Source organism: Flavitalea sp., assembly GCF_035489435.1.
GTDB lineage: Bacteria > Bacteroidota > Bacteroidia > Chitinophagales > Chitinophagaceae > DATHKG01.
Genome location: NZ_DATHKG010000114.1, coordinates 31,704 through 48,045, shown reverse-complemented (window position 1 = coordinate 48,045; position 16,342 = coordinate 31,704). Strand labels below are relative to the sequence as shown.

At 41.2% G+C, this 16,342-nt stretch carries 15 protein-coding genes; 11 read left to right on the top strand and 4 right to left on the bottom strand.

All coding sequences use genetic code 11. From position 1 onward, the window contains the following. Positions 1-273 precede the first annotated feature (273 nt). A complete protein-coding gene (locus VK664_RS18655; protein WP_461400208.1) occupies positions 274-1,914 on the top strand; it encodes a L,D-transpeptidase family protein in 1,641 nt (546 codons plus the stop codon). Positions 1,915-1,941: 27 nt separating this feature from the next. On the opposite strand, the gene VK664_RS18650 is transcribed toward VK664_RS18655, so the two are convergent. Beyond that, positions 1,942-2,763 carry a murein L,D-transpeptidase catalytic domain family protein gene (locus VK664_RS18650; protein WP_461400207.1) on the bottom strand — a complete coding sequence of 274 codons (822 nt, stop codon included), beginning with the start codon at positions 2,761-2,763 and terminating at the stop codon, positions 1,942-1,944. A 220-nt stretch (positions 2,764-2,983) separates the two neighbouring features. On the opposite strand from VK664_RS18650, the gene VK664_RS18645 reads away from it, so the two are divergent. The 4 genes from VK664_RS18645 (at position 2,984) to VK664_RS18630 (ending at position 7,633) form a co-directional block, all read left to right on the top strand. Beyond that, positions 2,984-4,237 carry a dicarboxylate/amino acid:cation symporter gene (locus VK664_RS18645; protein ID WP_461400206.1) on the top strand — a complete coding sequence of 418 codons (1,254 nt, stop codon included), beginning with the start codon at positions 2,984-2,986 and terminating at the stop codon, positions 4,235-4,237. 148 nt (positions 4,238-4,385) lie between these two features. After that, positions 4,386-5,372: a VTT domain-containing protein gene (locus VK664_RS18640; protein WP_461400205.1), complete on the top strand. Its 987-nt coding sequence runs from the start codon at positions 4,386-4,388 to the stop codon at positions 5,370-5,372. Between the two features lie 3 nt (positions 5,373-5,375). Further along, positions 5,376-6,608 (top strand): MFS transporter, encoded by a 1,233-nt coding sequence (locus tag VK664_RS18635; RefSeq protein ID WP_461400204.1) that lies wholly within the window; start codon positions 5,376-5,378, stop codon positions 6,606-6,608. Beyond that, positions 6,605-7,633 (top strand): glycosyltransferase family 9 protein, encoded by a 1,029-nt coding sequence (locus tag VK664_RS18630; protein WP_461400203.1) that lies wholly within the window; start codon positions 6,605-6,607, stop codon positions 7,631-7,633. The genes VK664_RS18635 and VK664_RS18630 overlap by 4 nt, the downstream gene beginning before the upstream one ends. Positions 7,634-7,749: 116 nt before the next feature. Here VK664_RS18630 and VK664_RS18625 read toward each other — a convergent pair whose 3' ends face one another. The 3 genes from VK664_RS18625 to VK664_RS18615 all read right to left on the bottom strand — a co-directional run bounded on the left by VK664_RS18625 (position 7,750) and on the right by VK664_RS18615 (position 10,362). After that, positions 7,750-8,658 carry a T9SS type A sorting domain-containing protein gene (locus VK664_RS18625; RefSeq protein WP_461400202.1) on the bottom strand — a complete coding sequence of 303 codons (909 nt, stop codon included), beginning with the start codon at positions 8,656-8,658 and terminating at the stop codon, positions 7,750-7,752. Positions 8,659-8,856: 198 nt separating this feature from the next. Then, positions 8,857-9,786 (bottom strand): malate dehydrogenase, encoded by a 930-nt coding sequence (gene mdh / locus VK664_RS18620; protein ID WP_461400201.1) that lies wholly within the window; start codon positions 9,784-9,786, stop codon positions 8,857-8,859. 75 nt (positions 9,787-9,861) lie between these two features. Continuing rightward, a complete protein-coding gene (locus tag VK664_RS18615) occupies positions 9,862-10,362 on the bottom strand; it encodes a TlpA family protein disulfide reductase (RefSeq protein WP_461400200.1) in 501 nt (166 codons plus the stop codon). Positions 10,363-10,466: 104 nt separating this feature from the next. Here VK664_RS18615 and VK664_RS18610 point away from each other — a divergent pair, with 104 nt between their 5' ends. From VK664_RS18610 to accC, 6 genes are all read left to right on the top strand, one after another. Next, complete coding sequence (locus tag VK664_RS18610) at positions 10,467-10,826, top strand: BlaI/MecI/CopY family transcriptional regulator (RefSeq protein ID WP_461400199.1); 360 nt, start codon at positions 10,467-10,469, stop codon at positions 10,824-10,826. A gap of 20 nt (positions 10,827-10,846) precedes the next feature. Beyond that, positions 10,847-12,646, top strand: a complete 1,800-nt coding sequence (locus VK664_RS18605) for a TonB-dependent receptor plug domain-containing protein (RefSeq protein WP_461400198.1) — start codon at positions 10,847-10,849, stop codon at positions 12,644-12,646. Between the two features lie 330 nt (positions 12,647-12,976). Next, positions 12,977-13,540, top strand: a complete 564-nt coding sequence (locus VK664_RS18600) for a DUF5655 domain-containing protein (protein ID WP_461400197.1) — start codon at positions 12,977-12,979, stop codon at positions 13,538-13,540. Between the two features lie 131 nt (positions 13,541-13,671). Continuing rightward, complete coding sequence (gene efp / locus VK664_RS18595) at positions 13,672-14,235, top strand: elongation factor P (protein WP_461400196.1); 564 nt, start codon at positions 13,672-13,674, stop codon at positions 14,233-14,235. Between the two features lie 199 nt (positions 14,236-14,434). Next, a complete protein-coding gene (gene accB / locus VK664_RS18590) occupies positions 14,435-14,917 on the top strand; it encodes an acetyl-CoA carboxylase biotin carboxyl carrier protein (protein ID WP_461400210.1) in 483 nt (160 codons plus the stop codon). Positions 14,918-14,998: 81 nt separating this feature from the next. Then, positions 14,999-16,336 carry an acetyl-CoA carboxylase biotin carboxylase subunit gene (gene accC, locus VK664_RS18585; RefSeq protein WP_461400195.1) on the top strand — a complete coding sequence of 446 codons (1,338 nt, stop codon included), beginning with the start codon at positions 14,999-15,001 and terminating at the stop codon, positions 16,334-16,336. The last annotated feature ends 6 nt before the right edge of the window (positions 16,337-16,342 follow it).

Genomic DNA, 16,342 nt, shown 5'->3' with positions numbered 1-16,342 from the left:
AAAGAAAAAAGACAAAAAGTACAGGAGTTGAAATTCAGGAGGGATAAGGAGATTATCGATACCAAAAAGAGTTATTATAAATCCGATTCCCGCGCTTAAATGCTCGTGATAAATCCGATTCACTTGTTTAAAAGCTCGCGCCCTTAAATTATTAAATCCGGCATCCGATTCCGAAACCCGGAAAACGGTCCCGTAAAAGGTCCAGTATCAATGATAGCCCCCGCCTTATGCGGGGGCTTTTTTGTAAGGCATAAGTTTTGAAACTGAAATGACATGAAAACATTTTTGATTTTTTCCCTGGTTTGCGCAGTGTTTTTTACGGCTTGTGACGATGATACCAGGGACTCAGCGGACGGAAGAAATGGTCATTCTTCTAAAAAATCTGAAAGGAACCTGGCAATCAATGCACAAAACGCATATTCAGACCTTTTTTTGGATAGCAATAAGGTTGAAAAGTTTATCGCAGATCAAAAACTGAACGATACCCTGGCAAATGATTTCAGGAGATTCTATAATCAAAGAAACTTTCAATTCGCCTGGTTTGCAAGCGATGGAGTAACTGAACAAACGCTTAGCTTCAGAAGCCTTTACGACCATGATAAGGAAAGCACAGTGTCAAGGAAATCGCTTGACAACAAGCTGGATGATATACTTACCCGGGATAGCCTGACTAAAATTTCGCCGGATACACGGATCACCAAAACCGAATTGTTATTAACCTGGCGCTTTATAAATTATATCACCCGGAAATATTCAAAAGAGGTTGAGAGGAACAAGGCAATGGTTCAAATGGTGCCAGCTCAAAAAGCGCCGGCTCTTGTAATGGCCGAAGAAGTATTGTCTGGCAAACGCAACGATCTTGAAGAAGAACCGGAAGATTATAAGGCATTGAAAAAAGTGCTGGGCATTTACCTGGACAAAGCAAAAGCCGGGGGATTTCCCGTGATAGATGGTTTGAAAAAAACAATGAAGAAGGGTGATAGCACTGTTGTTATCAGAAAGGTGAAATCGAGGCTTGCAGCAGAAGGTATGTATCCGGCAACAGATACAACCTATAAATTTAATGAAGAACTGGAAAAAGCGGTGAAGCAGAGCCAGCAGTTATACGGACTTAAGGATGATGGAAAGATCAATATAGCCTGGGTAAAAGAGCTGAATGTGCCGGTAGGGAAAAGGATTGAACAAATCCTTATTAATATGGAAAGAATGAAATGGATGCCAGTTGAACCCCAGGGCAAAATGATCTTGGTAAATATCCCGGAGTTTCGACTTCATGTGCTTGACCGCAACGAAAAAGTTTTTGACATGGATATAGTGGTGGGCAAAGAAGGCAGCAGTACCATAAATTTCTGCGGTACGCTGAACCAGGTTGTATTTAATCCTTATTGGAATGTTCCGCGTAGTATAGTTTTTAAGGAAGTACTGCCTGGAATGGAGTCAAACCCGAATTACCTTGAAGAACACCAGATGGAAATCACCGGTGAGGAGGATGGCCTGCCGGTGGTAAGACAGTTACCCGGAGAACAAAACGCCCTGGGTAAGGTCAAGTTTATATTTCCGAATAGTTTCAACATTTATTTTCATGATACGCCGGAAAAGTCACTATTTAAGAAAACGAAAAGGGCATATAGCCACGGTTGTATCAGGCTGAGTGAACCCATGAAAATGGCTGCTTACCTTGTTGGAGAAGATTCCGAATGGATTAGTGAACGTGTGGATAGCCTTCTGCAAACCCAGACTGAAAAATGGGTGAAAGTAAAGGAATCGGTCACGGTGATGATTGCCTACAACACGTGCTGGGTGAACCAGGAAGGTAAAATAGCTTTCAGAGAAGATATTTATAGTTATGATAAAAAAATGACCCGCAAATTGTTTGAGCAGTCTGTAAGAGAAAATAAACTTGCAAAAAAATAGCAGGCACCGTTAGATGATTCAACAATTCTATATTGTAGAATCTGTCAAAGTAGATTGAATCAATCCTTTATTTAACGGGAATGCATCAGCGCCGTTGATCATCGGCGATCTGGCAGTGTAATTAGTATCTGCACCATATAAAAACAGGCATGAGCCATCTTTTATTTTTTTGATGATGGCCCGGTGAAGTTTTACAGGGACGGCGGGGCAGCCCAGGCTTCTCCCGATATAGCCGCGTTGTTGGGCTATTTTTTCATTAACATAATTAGCAGCATGAATTACTATACCACGGTTAAGGGCATTATCGTTAAATCCCTTTTCGAGCCCATCAAGTCGCAACGAATATCCATGTTCTCCTTTATAGGCTTTACCGGTAATAAAAAATCCAAGACTGCTCTGAAAGCTGTTCAGGTCATTCGAAAACCTGGTGGCTTGTTCCAGGCCAGAATTCCGGCCATGAGAAACAAAGGTGTTAAATAACAACTTCCCAGTTGCCAGGTCAATTATAAACAGCCTTTTCTTTGAAGATGGAAGGCTGTAATCAACAATAGATAATACATCCTGCTTAAGTACTGCTCCCTGCGCAACAAGATTATTATAACCTTTAACTGCATATGTAAAAGCTTCACGTGAAAGTTCTAGCGAATCCAGGTTCAGCGTTTCATAAAGTTTATTGTAAGCCAGGTTACTAAATGAATCTACCACTTTTACGGATAGATTAGTAGCCACAGGTGCTGCAGGTTCTTTTATGCGCGGCGTCATCGCCGACAGCAATGACAATACTGTGACAGCACCTACGAATAATAACATAGATATCTTCTTATAAACAGGCTCTATTGATTTAATCATGCATAAAGTTTTTCAAGTGTTGGGGGATATTATAACAGCCCGCAAAGTTGATGGTTCACTTCTTTAAAAACATTAACACCGTGTTTAAAATTTGTTAAAAGGGCGTCGCAACTCAGGTTCAGGTCAGTAAACATGAACGGTCAAAAATTTAAATCCGGAATTTGGTGACATCCTCTATTACCTTATAAACACTATATTGCAGCCATTATATTTTAAATACATGAAGAAAAACCGGCTGACTTTATATATTATCATTTCTATGATATTAGGTATTCTTGTAGGTTATCTGGTTCATGTAGGCAGTTCCCCGGAGTTCATTAAGTCGTTTTCGAAGAATATCAATCTGTTGGGTAAGGTGTTTATCAGGCTCGTACAGATGATCATAGCTCCTCTTGTATTTTCAACCCTTGTTGTAGGTATTGCTAAACTTGGAGATCTGAAGGCCGTTGGTCGTGTTGGTGGAAAGGCTATGTTATGGTTCATCAGTGCCAGTCTTGTTTCGCTTACAGTAGGCCTTGTACTTGTGAATACTTTCCAACCTGGTGAAGCCATTGATCTGAGCCAGGCTGATACAGAAGGCGTGAAGGATCTTCTGGCCAAAAACCAGGAATTTTCCGTTGAAAAGTTTGTTGAGCATATCATCCCAAGATCAGTGATAGAGGCGATGGCCACCAATGAGATACTTCAACTCGTGGTTTTCTCTATATTTTTCGGTGTAGCAACTGCTGCAATGGGTGAGAAAGCGAAACCGATTGTGAAGGCAATGGACATAATCTCACATATCATTTTAAAAATGGTGGGATATGTCATGAACTTTGCTCCAGTTGGTGTGTTTGGGGCTCTATGTGCGGTGGTCGCTTCGAAAGGGCTGGGAATTTTTACATTTTATATTGTTTATTTCGGATACTTCCTGCTCGGTATCGTTGTGCTGTGGATTATATTATTATCGGTGGGATACCTGATTCTTGGAAAACGACTTTTTGAGCTGATGAGAAGAATCGGTAATCCGTTGCTGATAGCTTTCAGTACTACGAGTAGTGAAGCGGTGTTTCCTAAACTGACAACAGAACTTGAACGATTCGGATGCAGGGATAAGATAGTGGCATTCGTTCTGCCATTAGGATATTCATTTAACCTAGACGGCAGTATGATGTATATGACATTTGCCAGCCTTGCTATTGCACAGGCTTATAATGTACCGCTTGATCTGCCTACTCAAATTACCATGTTGCTGGTGTTGATGCTTACCAGCAAAGGAATTGCAGGTGTGCCCCGCGCTTCACTGGTTATCGTTCTTGCGACCTGTGCAATGTTCAAGATTCCCCCGGAAGGTGTGGCATTGATCTTACCAATAGATCATTTCTGTGACATGTTCCGTACCGCAACGAATGTTGTGGGCAATGCACTTGCCACAAGTGTTGTGAGTAAGTGGGAAGGAGAACTGGAACCAACAGCGGTGGAATTACCTGTTTAACTCCTGTTCAACTCCTGGTTGGATCATTGATTAATCCAGCATTGATTTATGAAAGCAATACAGGAAGAGGTAAAGTAGGATGAATAAAATGATTGACTGATTAAAGTATAGATTAATAATAGTAATAGATTAACAAAAGGTTCTAAAAATGAGACAATTGTTGCGTGTATGTTTTTTGATGTTATGTTTTGCGGGATGTTTTTTAACGGATGGATTTGGTCAGCAAACCAAGCTTAAGGGAAAAATAACAGATCAGTACGATCTGGCAGTTGGGGGTGTAGAGATTAGAAATAATGCCAACAATGAAGTACTGGCAACTACAGACAGTTCAGGTTATTTTTCTGTCGATGTTGCAAATATTGATTCAGTACGGCTCAGCAAGGTAGGTCATGAAACAATCGCATATTCAGTGAAGACCGCAGAAACCGCGTTTATACTTGAACGTGATTTCGCCTGGTCCGATCTGCTTAATCCCCTTTTTTATATCCGCAACGGAGGCCTATGGCTGATGTTGTTTATTGTATTCGCGGAAACCGGCCTGATGATCGGGTTTTTTCTTCCTGGTGACAGCCTGTTGTTTGTGGCTGGTATCTACAGCGTTGGACTGGTTGAAACGCTGATACCCGGTGGTACAGGAAGTGATTTCATTGATGTGCTGATATTGATAATTCTTGTTTCGATTTGTGGCATCATCGGTAATATGCTTGGCTATTGGTTTGGCAAAAAAAGTGGACCATTTCTTTTTACAAGAAAAGACACGTTACTTTTCAAACGCAAACACTTGTTGCGTGCGAAAGAGTTCTATGATAAACATGGTGGGCAGGCAATCGTTTTTGCAAGATTTCTTCCAATCGTGAGAACCTTTGCCCCGATCATTGCGGGTATCGTGCAGATGGAATGGAAGAGGTTTATGTTTTATAATATAGTCGGTTGTGTAGCCTGGGTTGCCAGTATGCTGCTCGCTGGTCACTATCTTGATAAATTCTTCATCCGTAATTTTGATTTCGATCTCAAACAACATCTTGAATTGATCGTACTTGGTATTGTGCTGGTGACAACTCTTCCCGTTGTTTATAAATTATTTTTTGGTAAAAGACCTGTAATCCAGGAAACCCCGCCCAATAAAACTGTCTGAATAATGGAGCAGAAAAGCCCGTCTGTTTTTAATATCACTGTTATAGTAGCCGCACTTGGATATTTTGTTGATATCTACGACCTCCTTTTGTTCCAGATTGTAAGGGTGAAAAGCCTCGAAAGTCTTGGGTTTTTTGGAGAGGCGAATCAACTTGCAGGAGAATACATAATTAACTGGCAGATGCTGGGTCTCCTGATTGGCGGTATTATCTGGGGAGTGATGGGTGACAAACGCGGAAGGCTTAGTGTGTTATTCGGTTCTATCGTTTTGTATTCGCTGGCAAATATTGCTACTGGTTTTATTCAAACCAAGGAACAGTATGGCTTACTCAGGCTTATTGCAGGCATAGGGCTGGCCGGTGAACTTGGAGCCGGGATCACACTTGTTGCAGAATTACTTCCAAAAGAAAAACGCGGTATCGGCACTTCACTGGTAGCGGGTATTGGATTGCTCGGTGCAGTGCTGGCTAATCTTGTAAGCAAAACAGTGGACTGGAGATATTGTTATTTTATCGGTGGCGGACTTGGTTTTATTTTGCTTGTACTCAGGATCTCTGTGTTTGAGTCTACGATGTTCAGTAAGATCAAAGAACTTGATGTCAAAAAGGGAAGCCTGATTATGTTTTTTAATAATGGGGATCGGCTCAGGCGATACGTTTGCAGTATTCTTATTGGGTTACCAACCTGGTTCGTAATTGGCGTGTTGGTTGCATTTTCAAAGGAATTTGCAGAGAAAATCGGCGTTAATGGCACAATCAGTCCAGGCGATGCCACGATGTATGCATACGCGGGTATTTCTGTTGGTGATGTGCTTATCGGCTTTGTGAGCAAATGGCTTAAGAGCCGGAAAAAGGCATTATTTATATTTTATGGGATGACCATCATCGGCATCCTGATCTATTTCTTTGCTACACCCGGTACCGCGACCGGATTCTATATGCTATGCGCATATCTCGGATTTTCCGCCGGTTTCTGGGCGATCTTTGTTACCATGGCTGCTGAACAATTTGGAACAAATCTGCGGGCAACTGCAGCTACCACTGTGCCAAATATGGTGCGGGGAGCTCTTCCACTTATCATCGGGTTATTCAAATACCTGCGTGGTGAAAATGCAGAGGCTGCCCAATTTATACAGGCCGGTTTAATAACCGGAGGTATCGTTATGGCCATATCCATCGTCGCAGCCATTTTTACAAAAGAGACTTATGGCAAGGATCTGAATTATGTTGAAAGATGAAAAAATTTCTCATCATCCGTTTCAGTTCAATCGGGGACATAGTGCTTACCACACCTGTTGTCCGTTGCCTTAAAAAACAGGTGCCTGGTGCGGTGATTCATTATCTTACCAAAAAATCGTTTGCCGGGATTATTGAAAATAATCCTTATATAGATAAGACACATTACCTGGACGATGATCTCTCAAAAACCATCGGCGAACTCAAGGATGAAAAATTTGACCAGGTGGTGGACCTGCATCATAATATCCGCAGCCTGAAAGTAAAACGTGCCCTGAAACTCCCTTCACATGCCTTTCATAAGCTGAATATCGAAAAATGGTTGCTGACGACTTTCAAGATAAATATCATTCCCGACAAACATATTGTTGACAGGTATATGGAAACCGTTGAATCTTTGGAAGTAACCAATGACGAACAGGGGCTCGATTATTTTATTCCTGATTATGACCGCGTTAAAGAAAGTGATATTCCCGCCGGCCACCTGGCAGGTTATATAGGAATCGTAATCGGCGCAACATATAATACCAAAAAACTTCCAATCGAAAAACTTCGTGAGCTTTGTGCAGGTATTGATCACCCGATCATATTGATGGGGGGGAAGGAAGATCGTGAATACGGTGAAGAAGTTTCTTCTGTAGACAGGCATAAAATCTACAATGCCTGCGGCAAGTTCCTCCTGAATGAGTCTGCTGATCTCGTGAGAAGAAGTAAATTTATCATCAGTCATGATACAGGGCTCATGCATATTGCTACAGCGCTTAAAAAACAGGTAATCTCCGTTTGGGGTAACACTGTACCTGATTTTGGCATGTACCCATATTACGGAGACCAGTTCCTCCAAAGTTTTGCAGCAAGATCAGCCGGCAAACTTCCTTATGATATTGTGGAAATCAGTAACCTCAGTTGCCGTCCCTGTTCCAAGATAGGATATGCAAAATGCCCGCTCGGCCATTTTAAATGCATGAACAAAATCGAAATTGACGAGGTGATTGATCTCGTAAATCAGCGGCTCGCTATTCACTAGTTTTATATAATTCCCTGGCAAAATAATTATGGCTTTCGCAAATTATAGCTTTCGCATCCCGAAATGGATTGTAGTCATAGAAATGGATTGTAGTCATAATACCTGATCTCTATTTCCTACATGATCATCACTCTTTGGGTAACCGAAGCATTTGTTCCGATCAGTTTCACGAAGTATGGACCTGCAGGTAAATCAGGTAGATTAAACCCAATCCGGTTGCCGGTTCTGCCACCAAGGTATTCGCGGAATACTTCGACGCCTGCGCTGTTAAACAATTGTATATTTTTATAAGTATTGGCCAATGTAATATTTAATACACCGTCGCGGATAATGGTTGGGCTTACAAGGTCGGCAGGTTTTGCCATTGTACTTTTCACCATTATGGGATTTGTATAACTAACCATACCCCGCAAGTCAGTAACTTTTAAACGATAATATATAATGGCCCGGGCATCGGCTCTATGATTAAAAGTATAAACAGTTCGGTTTGAAGCATTAACAATCCCGGCACCCTCGAAATCTTTGTTGTTAAGACTATATTCAACATCGTACTGTTTTACATCATTCTCCATTACTGTTTCCCAGGCCAGCTTGTATTCGCCGTTGTCTGATTCACCAGTAAATGATGAAATTTTTGCAGAGGTATTGCTGAGCAATAAGTTCCCCGCATTGACCGTATTGATGGATCTGTTGTTGTTAAGATTCACATCGTAGCGGAAACTACCGTTGCTATTGGTCGTAGCGGGACTATAAATGTTTAGTGTATTATCTATGTTGGTTTCGGAAACTGAGTTCTGGCGGGGTGTTACACCGGGAAGAGTACTGAGGGTTTTCACAGTGGTGATGGTTCCCTGGGTTGTATTAGGATTATTCTTACTGAGGTTTGTATTGACATTCTGTATGTTGTGAGCTCCCTGTTGTTGAGCCGGCAGTACCATTGTGATTAACACGGAACCGGCAATAAATAATAACCGTTTTATCAGCAACCGAACTGACCTGTTTGGATTGTATATGTTCTCTTTCATAAATGAAGCTTTAGTGAGAACGATTTAGTGGGGTTCAAATAACTGATACAAATAAAATGCCCGCCACTGGTGGTACCGTTAATTGCCAAAAAAAGGCGCCACTGAGGGCGCCTGCACATTTATTTATGAAAAGTATTAAATTATATATAAAGAGTGTTGAATTATATATATGAAAAGTATTGAACTGGTGTCAATTCATCAGATGGTTTTGAGTACATCGTTCATGCTTCTAACCGCCTCTGCACTTTTTGCGAACAAAGATTTTTCTTCTTCATTAAAATCAAAATCAACAATTTTTTCCCAGCCGGTTTTTCCGATAACTACCGGAACGCCAAGGCAAATATCTTTCTGACCGTATTCACCATCAAGGGAAACACTGCAGCTGAAAAGCTTTTTCTCATCTCGCACAATGCTTTCAACCAATGCCGCAACTGCGGCACCAGGTGCGTACCAGGCAGAAGTTCCAATCAATTTTGTAAGTGTAGCACCTCCAACCATTGTGTCTGCAACAATTTGTTTTTGTTGATCAGCGCTTAACAAAGTGGTTACCGGAATACTGTTCCAGGTTGCATAGCGGATCAACGGTATCATCGTTGTATCGCCATGTCCACCAACTACCAGCGCATTAAGATCTCCCGGACTGCATTTGAGATGCTGGCTCAATTGATATTTAAATCGTGCACTGTCCAGCGCGCCACCCATCCCAATAATTTTATTCTTGGGAAGACCTGCAGCCTTCAATGTTAAGTATGTCATCGTATCCATCGGATTGCTGACTACTATAATAATTGTATCCGGAGAATATTTGAGTAGATTTTCCGCAACGCTCTTTACAATATTTGCGTTGGTGCCAATCAGTTCTTCACGCGTCATTCCTGGTTTTCTTGGTAAACCTGAGGTAATCACGACAACATCACTTCCAGCTGACTTTGAATAATCATTTGTAACACCTGTAATACGTGTATCAAAACCAAGCAATGCAGCAGTTTGCATCATGTCCTGGGCTTTGCCTTCTGCCAGGCCTTCCTTGATGTCTAGCAATACAAGTTCATCTGCCAGTTCTTTGCGTGCGATATTATCAGCACAGGTGGCACCTACGGCCCCGGCGCCTACAACAGTAACTTTCATGGACTACAATTTATAAAATGATCAATATTTTGCGCAGCAAAGGTAAGGGGTGAGGGTTACTAAAAATTTCCGCACTTAATCTTTCTTTTTGAACGCGCTAAGCAGGGTGTCGATTTTTACATTTCCCTCATAGGTAGTGATCAGTTTTCCATCGGTATCATAGAGAGCCTGGTAAGGCAAGCCGCCGATCTTGAAAAATGGTTGCAACATGTATTTCGTATCCCGGCCGGCTTTAATATTTGGAAATTCAGTCACCTTGTATTTAGCGATAAATTCAGCCAGTTCGTTTAATGGAGCATAGGTAGCCATTACAATCTGCAAGTCTTTAAGCGCCTCTTTATGTGCAATTATGTCTTCCATCTGGTGCTGGCAATGCTCGCAGCCCGGGTTAAAATACATGAGTATTGTAGGTTTGTTTGATGCCAGGTTATCCTTTGTTATCATTGTGCTATCAATCGCGAGCAAGCTAAAAGAAGGTACCGTGGGAAAGCGCTTATAAGGAGGGTCGTTTTCTGTTTGAGCTATTCCGCTAAATACACAAGCACTTAAAACCAAAAAGCAGATCCATTTTCTCATATCCTGAATTTTGCACTAAAATAATTAATGAATCTGCTCAACAAATTAAATAATTATTTGGAAGTTCTACGAGATCGCCGTAGGTTTACGAAAACTTCGTAGAGATGGAAAAGCTTACTCAGCAGGAAGAAGAGGCAATGATGATAGTATACAGGGTTGGCGAGGGAAATGTTAAAACTTTCATTGACGACATGCGCGAACCAAAGCCACCTTATACTACGCTTGCTTCAACCATAAAAAACCTTGAGAAAAAAGGTTTTCTAAAAAGCAGGTTGGTTGGAAATACATATTTATACAAACCAGCTTTGGAGGAAGGAGAGTATAAGAAAGATTATATGAGCAGCGTAGTAAAAAATTATTTTTCGAATTCGTATAAGGACCTGGTTAACTTTTTTGTTGAGCAGAAGAAGTTAAGTCCCAGGGAACTCAGGGACATCATTGATATGATTGAAGGGAAAAAATAATTCCAAATTAAATTTTAGCCATGCCTTTTCTTATACAATATCTAATAAAGTTGTCAGTCAGTTTAGCGGTCGTCTATCTTTTCTATCGTTTCATACTAAGACCTTTGACCTTTTACGCCTGGAATCGCTGGTACCTGGTCGGCTATTCGCTGATCGCTTTTGTGATGCCATTTATTGACATCAACCCAATACTAAATTCCATAGGTCCTGACCAGGCAATGGTCATCAATTTTATACCGGTGATTGATCCTGCAGCACTCGAAAACAAGGGCTGGTTTAATATAAATAACCGGTGGAACTGGATACTTGCGGCTATACTTTGCGGGATGTTGGTAATGCTTATCAGGTTAGTTGCACAATTCTTTTCTTATCGTAAACTCCGGAACTCTGCAACATTATTATCTGACACCCCGGTAAAAATTTTCCAGGTAGATAAAAACATAGTACCATTTTCATTCGGCAACTCTATTTTTATAAACCGTGAACAACACGGTGAACAGGAAATGCAGGAAATCATACGGCATGAGTTTATTCATGTAAAACAAAAACATACTGCAGATATGATCTGGGCCGAAGCACTCTGTATAATAAACTGGTATAACCCATTCGCATGGTTAATCAAAAAGGTAATTTGCCAGAATCTCGAATTTATTGCGGATCAACAGGTATTAGAGAACGGGTTGGATAAAAAAGAATATCAATACCTGTTATTAAAAGTCGCCGGTGGCTCATCTTTCCGGATTACAAATCAATTTAATTTTTCTTTTTTACGTAAAAGGATCGCTATGATGAATAAAATGAAAAGCGCGAAGTTACACCTGGTCAAATTTCTTTTTGTACTTCCTTTGATGGCCGTATTACTGTTGTCTTTCAGGGAAAAGATAGAAGGAATGTTGGATAACGGGCCGGATAATAAATCCCAAAACAAAAGCGCCGCACCTCTGTTGGTTGATGTAACAAATCATAAAGCTGACACGGTACCAAATAAAATAGAACTTGATTCTGTGACAAACAAATCGGTTGTGCCCGGTATAAACTGGAAGGATCAAAGCTTGTTTTCAATAAAAAGCAAAAATCATCCGCTCTTCATCGTTGATGAGATCATAAAAGATGAAGATTATGTTCAGGCCCTTGATCCAAATAGTATTTCAAGTATTGAGGTTCTGAAGAATGAACATGCTTTGCAGTATGGTGACAAAGGTAAAAATGGTGTTGTCAGGATTTATACAAAACCAAACTACTATGGCGAAGGAAAAAGAAGTGAGCGATTGGTATTGTCTGATACTCCGAAAAAACAGGTAAGGTTGCGTAATTCGAGGGATTCGATAACTCTTGAAGCTGATGTCATTTATATTGACAATGGTAAACAACTGTATTCAGGCAAGGATTCAGTTTATTTTGACAGTAAGCAATTATATTATACAGCAAAAGATTCAGTGATTATTGATGCCAGTCTTGATAAATACAAAGCTCCGGGAGTAATCAGGATGCGGGGGAATCCATCGAATCCTGTTGTACTGATCGATGGAGTACGCCAGCCCAGGGGAACAGATCTAAGGAACCTGGATCCCAACTCAATTGAAAGTATATCGGTGCTAAAAGACAATAGTGCGGTCGAAACCTATGGAGCTGAAGCGGTCAATGGGGTACTCCTGATAAATACAAAACTAAACCTGAATGATTCTGGTAAGCCGGCGGGTTTAAACGGAGCCAGGGTTGGAGGAGCCAAGGGTGTCGGTTCGATAAAAAATAATGAAATCAAACTAAATGACACCGTCCCTGTCAAATCTGAACCGGGCCGCAACAGGCAAACCAATTAACACCGTTATCACTTTACATCGTTATCACTTTACATCGTTATCACTTTACACCATTATCACTTTAACGTCGTTATCATTTTAATATCGTTATCATTTAAATAAAAAACAACAGATATCTCCCTGTTAACAAAACGCAGTTCTGCAGAATTCCTTTAAGGTTCGCCTTTAAGGTTCGATGATTTCTCACTGTGAGGGTTCAAAGCAAATCCCTTGATACCAGATAAATCTTCGTTAGTAAAATCCGCCGGCAGGTGATCAATTAGTACTGGAAATCGCTATCTTTTGTGCCTTTTAAATCTATTTATTAGGATAAGGTTAAATCTATTTTATATGGATAAGGGCGAAGTCACCATGATTGAAAATCTCCGGAAGAATACCGGTAAGAGCCTTGAACAATGGATTGCGATTGTCAATAAAGAAAAGCTTGAGAAACACGGTCAGATAGTAAAGTTTTTGAAAGAGCAACATGAATTCACACATGGCTTCGCTAATCTTGTCGCTCTAAAAACTACTGCCGCCGCAAAACCTGAAGACGACGAAGGCGACCTTGTTCAAAGGCAATACGAAGGCAAAGAACATTTCCGACCGTTATATGACCGGCTGATTAAAGAGATCCTCAAATTCGGGACAGATATAGAGGTGGCTCCCAAAAAAGCCTATGTGAGCCTCAGACGAAAAAAACAGTTTGCCCTATTGCAACCCGTCAGCAAAACCCGCTATGAAATAGGTATTATTCTCAAAAACCAGCCACCTACCGCTAAACTGCAGGCCATCACAACCCCCAACGCCATGTGTTCCCATAAAATCATCCTCTCATCAGAACAAGACATTGATAACGAAACAATTAAATGGCTCAAAACTGCTTACGAAAAAGCGGGATCAACAGAATTATGAGTTATGAGTTATGAAACAGAAAGCGGACTGAAATTGGTTTCATAATTCATAACTCATAATTCATAATTCTTTTTCACTAGCTTTGCCGGCCTGAAAATATTTCATCTTAATTCTCAAAACCGCAACGATTTATGGCAACTACAGCAGATATGAGCCGGGGACTGATTATCAAATTAGATAACAGTTTATACTCCGTGGTAGAATTCGGTCAGAACAAAACAGCCAGGGCAGCAGCAAAAGTGTGGGCAAAATTAAAAGGGGTTGAAAATGGCCGTACCATAGAACATACCTGGAACAGCGGTGATAACATCTTCCCGATCCGTGTTGAAAGAAAGGCTTACCAGTTCCTTTATAAGGACGAAAGTGGTTACACATTTATGGATAACGAAACCTTCGAGCAGATTTCCCTGAACGAGGCTATGGTTGATGCACCACAATTTCTCAAAGAGGGCCAGGAAGTGACGGTAGCCATAAATACAGACACAGAACTTCCCATGAGCGTTGAATTACCCGATAAAATTGTTTTACTGGTTACCTATTCGGAGCCGGGAATGAAAGGAGATACTGCCACACGTACACTGAAACCAGCTACGGTTGAAACCGGTGCCACTGTAAATGTCCCTTTATTTGTTAATGAAGGAGAACTGATCAGGGTCAATACCAAAACCGGCGATTACGTTGAGCGCGTTAAGTAACAACCCTATATGTGACTAACCTGTTCTGCAACGTTTCATAAGGGTCTGTTGAATAATAAGCAGCGATAAGTCTTTTAACTATATGTAAAACAGACAGAAACAAAGTTTAGGCTGAATGTTCAATAAAAATCGTGGAACAAACTTTTTCTTATCTTAGTCTTTGTTTCACCAAAGTAATTGACACTAAAAACTTTAAATGATGGATTTCAAACAAATTCAGGAGTTGATCAAGATGATTAACAAATCTAATATTGGTGAAGTGACAATAGAGGAGAAGGGATTCAAAGTTATCATCAAACAAAAAGAAGAACCTGCGCAGAATTTCATCACCGGCACTTCCCAGATGCCAATGTCTTTCGCGCAGCAACCCCAGCCACAAGCGGGTCAATCCGTAGCTTCTGCCGCCCTTTCCGATAAACCGAAAGTCGACGCAGCCCCCGATAACCTTATTACAATCAAAAGTCCTATGATAGGGACTTTTTATAGAAGTGCTTCTCCTGGCAAACCGCAGTTTGTACAGATAGGCGATGAGGTTGCCCCGGGTAAGGTGGTATGTATCATTGAAGCCATGAAGCTTTTCAATGAGATTGAAAGTGAAGTAAAGGGCAGAATAGTGAAAGTGCTTGTTGAAGATGCGTCTCCTGTTGAATACGATCAACCACTCTTCCTGGTTGAACCATAATTGGTATACGCACCGCTGTTCCGGCTGATTTTGCGGGAAGGGCAATGCAGTATATTCTTTTAGCTCACACAAAATATCAAGATGTTTAAAAAGATATTGATTGCCAACCGGGGAGAAATTGCTCTCCGGGTTATTCGCACCTGCCGCGAGATGGGTATTAAAACCGTTGCAGTCTATTCAACAGCAGATAAAGATAGTTTACACGTAAAGTTCGCAGATGAAGCTGTATGTATTGGAAAACCTGCAAGCAGCGATTCTTACCTGAATATTCCACATATCATGGCGGCTGCAGAAATAACAAATGCAGACGGTATACATCCCGGATACGGTTTCCTGGCAGAAAATGCAAGATTCGCGGAAATCTGCGGGGAACATAATATCAAGTTCATCGGACCGACTCCGGAACAGATCCGTTCCATGGGTGATAAGATGACTGCCAAGGAAACAATGATCAAGGCCGGTGTTCCCGTAGTACCGGGCGGCGAAAGCCTGCTGGCGAGCATTGAAGAGGCTAAATCCCTCGCTAAAGATGTTGGCTATCCAATTATACTCAAGGCAACTGCCGGTGGCGGCGGCAAGGGTATGAGAGTGGTTTGGGTAGAAGATGAAATGGAACGCGCATATAATGCCGCCAAAACAGAAGCAGCAGCTTCTTTTAAAAATGACGGCATTTATATGGAGAAGTTCGTGGAAGAACCGCGACATATCGAGATCCAGATTGCGGGTGACCGTTATGGTAAGATCTGTCATTTAAGTGAAAGGGATTGTTCTATCCAGCGCCGGCACCAGAAATTGGTTGAGGAATCTCCTTCGCCGTTTATGACTTCTGAGTTGCGCCAGAGAATGGGTGAGGCGGCTATTAAGGCTGCATCAGCCATCGGCTATGAAAGTGTTGGTACTATCGAATTCCTGGTCGATAAGCATCGTAATTTTTACTTTATGGAGATGAATACACGTATCCAGGTGGAGCACTGTGTAACCGAAGAAGTAACAAATTTTGATCTTATCAAGGAACAGATAAAGATCGCTTCAGGAGAAGCTATCAGTGGCTTAAATTACGAGCCACAGATGTATGCCATTGAGTGCCGTATCAACGCTGAAGATCCTTATAATGATTTCAGACCGAGCCCGGGAAAAATTACAACATTGCATCAACCCGGTGGTCATGGTATCAGGATAGACTCACATGTTTATGCTGGTTATGTTATACCTCCTTATTATGATTCGATGATTGCAAAGATAATTGCAGTTGCCCGTACCCGTGAGGAAGCAATCAATACCATGAGTCGTGCTTTGAGTGAATATGTGATCGAAGGTGTAAAAACAACCATTCCTTTTCACCAGCAGTTAATGAGAAACGAAGATTTTATCTCTGGTAATTTCAACACTAAATTCCTTGACTCGTTCAAGATGGTTTAATATCAT

What these genes read in the sequence shown, in the direction of transcription:
- VK664_RS18635 (WP_461400204.1), top strand. Translation starts at nt 5,376, where the DNA reads ATGGAGCAGAAAAGCCCGTCTGTTTTTAATATCACTGTTATAGTAGCC.
- accB (WP_461400210.1), top strand. Translation starts at nt 14,435, where the DNA reads ATGGATTTCAAACAAATTCAGGAGTTGATCAAGATGATTAACAAATCT.
- VK664_RS18650 (WP_461400207.1), bottom strand. Translation starts at nt 2,763, where the DNA reads ATGATTAAATCAATAGAGCCTGTTTATAAGAAGATATCTATGTTATTA.
- VK664_RS18655 (WP_461400208.1), top strand. Translation starts at nt 274, where the DNA reads ATGAAAACATTTTTGATTTTTTCCCTGGTTTGCGCAGTGTTTTTTACG.
- VK664_RS18605 (WP_461400198.1), top strand. Translation starts at nt 10,847, where the DNA reads ATGCCTTTTCTTATACAATATCTAATAAAGTTGTCAGTCAGTTTAGCG.
- efp (WP_461400196.1), top strand. Translation starts at nt 13,672, where the DNA reads ATGGCAACTACAGCAGATATGAGCCGGGGACTGATTATCAAATTAGAT.
- VK664_RS18640 (WP_461400205.1), top strand. Translation starts at nt 4,386, where the DNA reads ATGAGACAATTGTTGCGTGTATGTTTTTTGATGTTATGTTTTGCGGGA.
- VK664_RS18645 (WP_461400206.1), top strand. Translation starts at nt 2,984, where the DNA reads ATGAAGAAAAACCGGCTGACTTTATATATTATCATTTCTATGATATTA.
- VK664_RS18630 (WP_461400203.1), top strand. Translation starts at nt 6,605, where the DNA reads ATGAAAAAATTTCTCATCATCCGTTTCAGTTCAATCGGGGACATAGTG.
- VK664_RS18610 (WP_461400199.1), top strand. Translation starts at nt 10,467, where the DNA reads ATGGAAAAGCTTACTCAGCAGGAAGAAGAGGCAATGATGATAGTATAC.
- accC (WP_461400195.1), top strand. Translation starts at nt 14,999, where the DNA reads ATGTTTAAAAAGATATTGATTGCCAACCGGGGAGAAATTGCTCTCCGG.
- VK664_RS18600 (WP_461400197.1), top strand. Translation starts at nt 12,977, where the DNA reads ATGGATAAGGGCGAAGTCACCATGATTGAAAATCTCCGGAAGAATACC.
- mdh (WP_461400201.1), bottom strand. Translation starts at nt 9,786, where the DNA reads ATGAAAGTTACTGTTGTAGGCGCCGGGGCCGTAGGTGCCACCTGTGCT.
- VK664_RS18625 (WP_461400202.1), bottom strand. Translation starts at nt 8,658, where the DNA reads ATGAAAGAGAACATATACAATCCAAACAGGTCAGTTCGGTTGCTGATA.
- VK664_RS18615 (WP_461400200.1), bottom strand. Translation starts at nt 10,362, where the DNA reads ATGAGAAAATGGATCTGCTTTTTGGTTTTAAGTGCTTGTGTATTTAGC.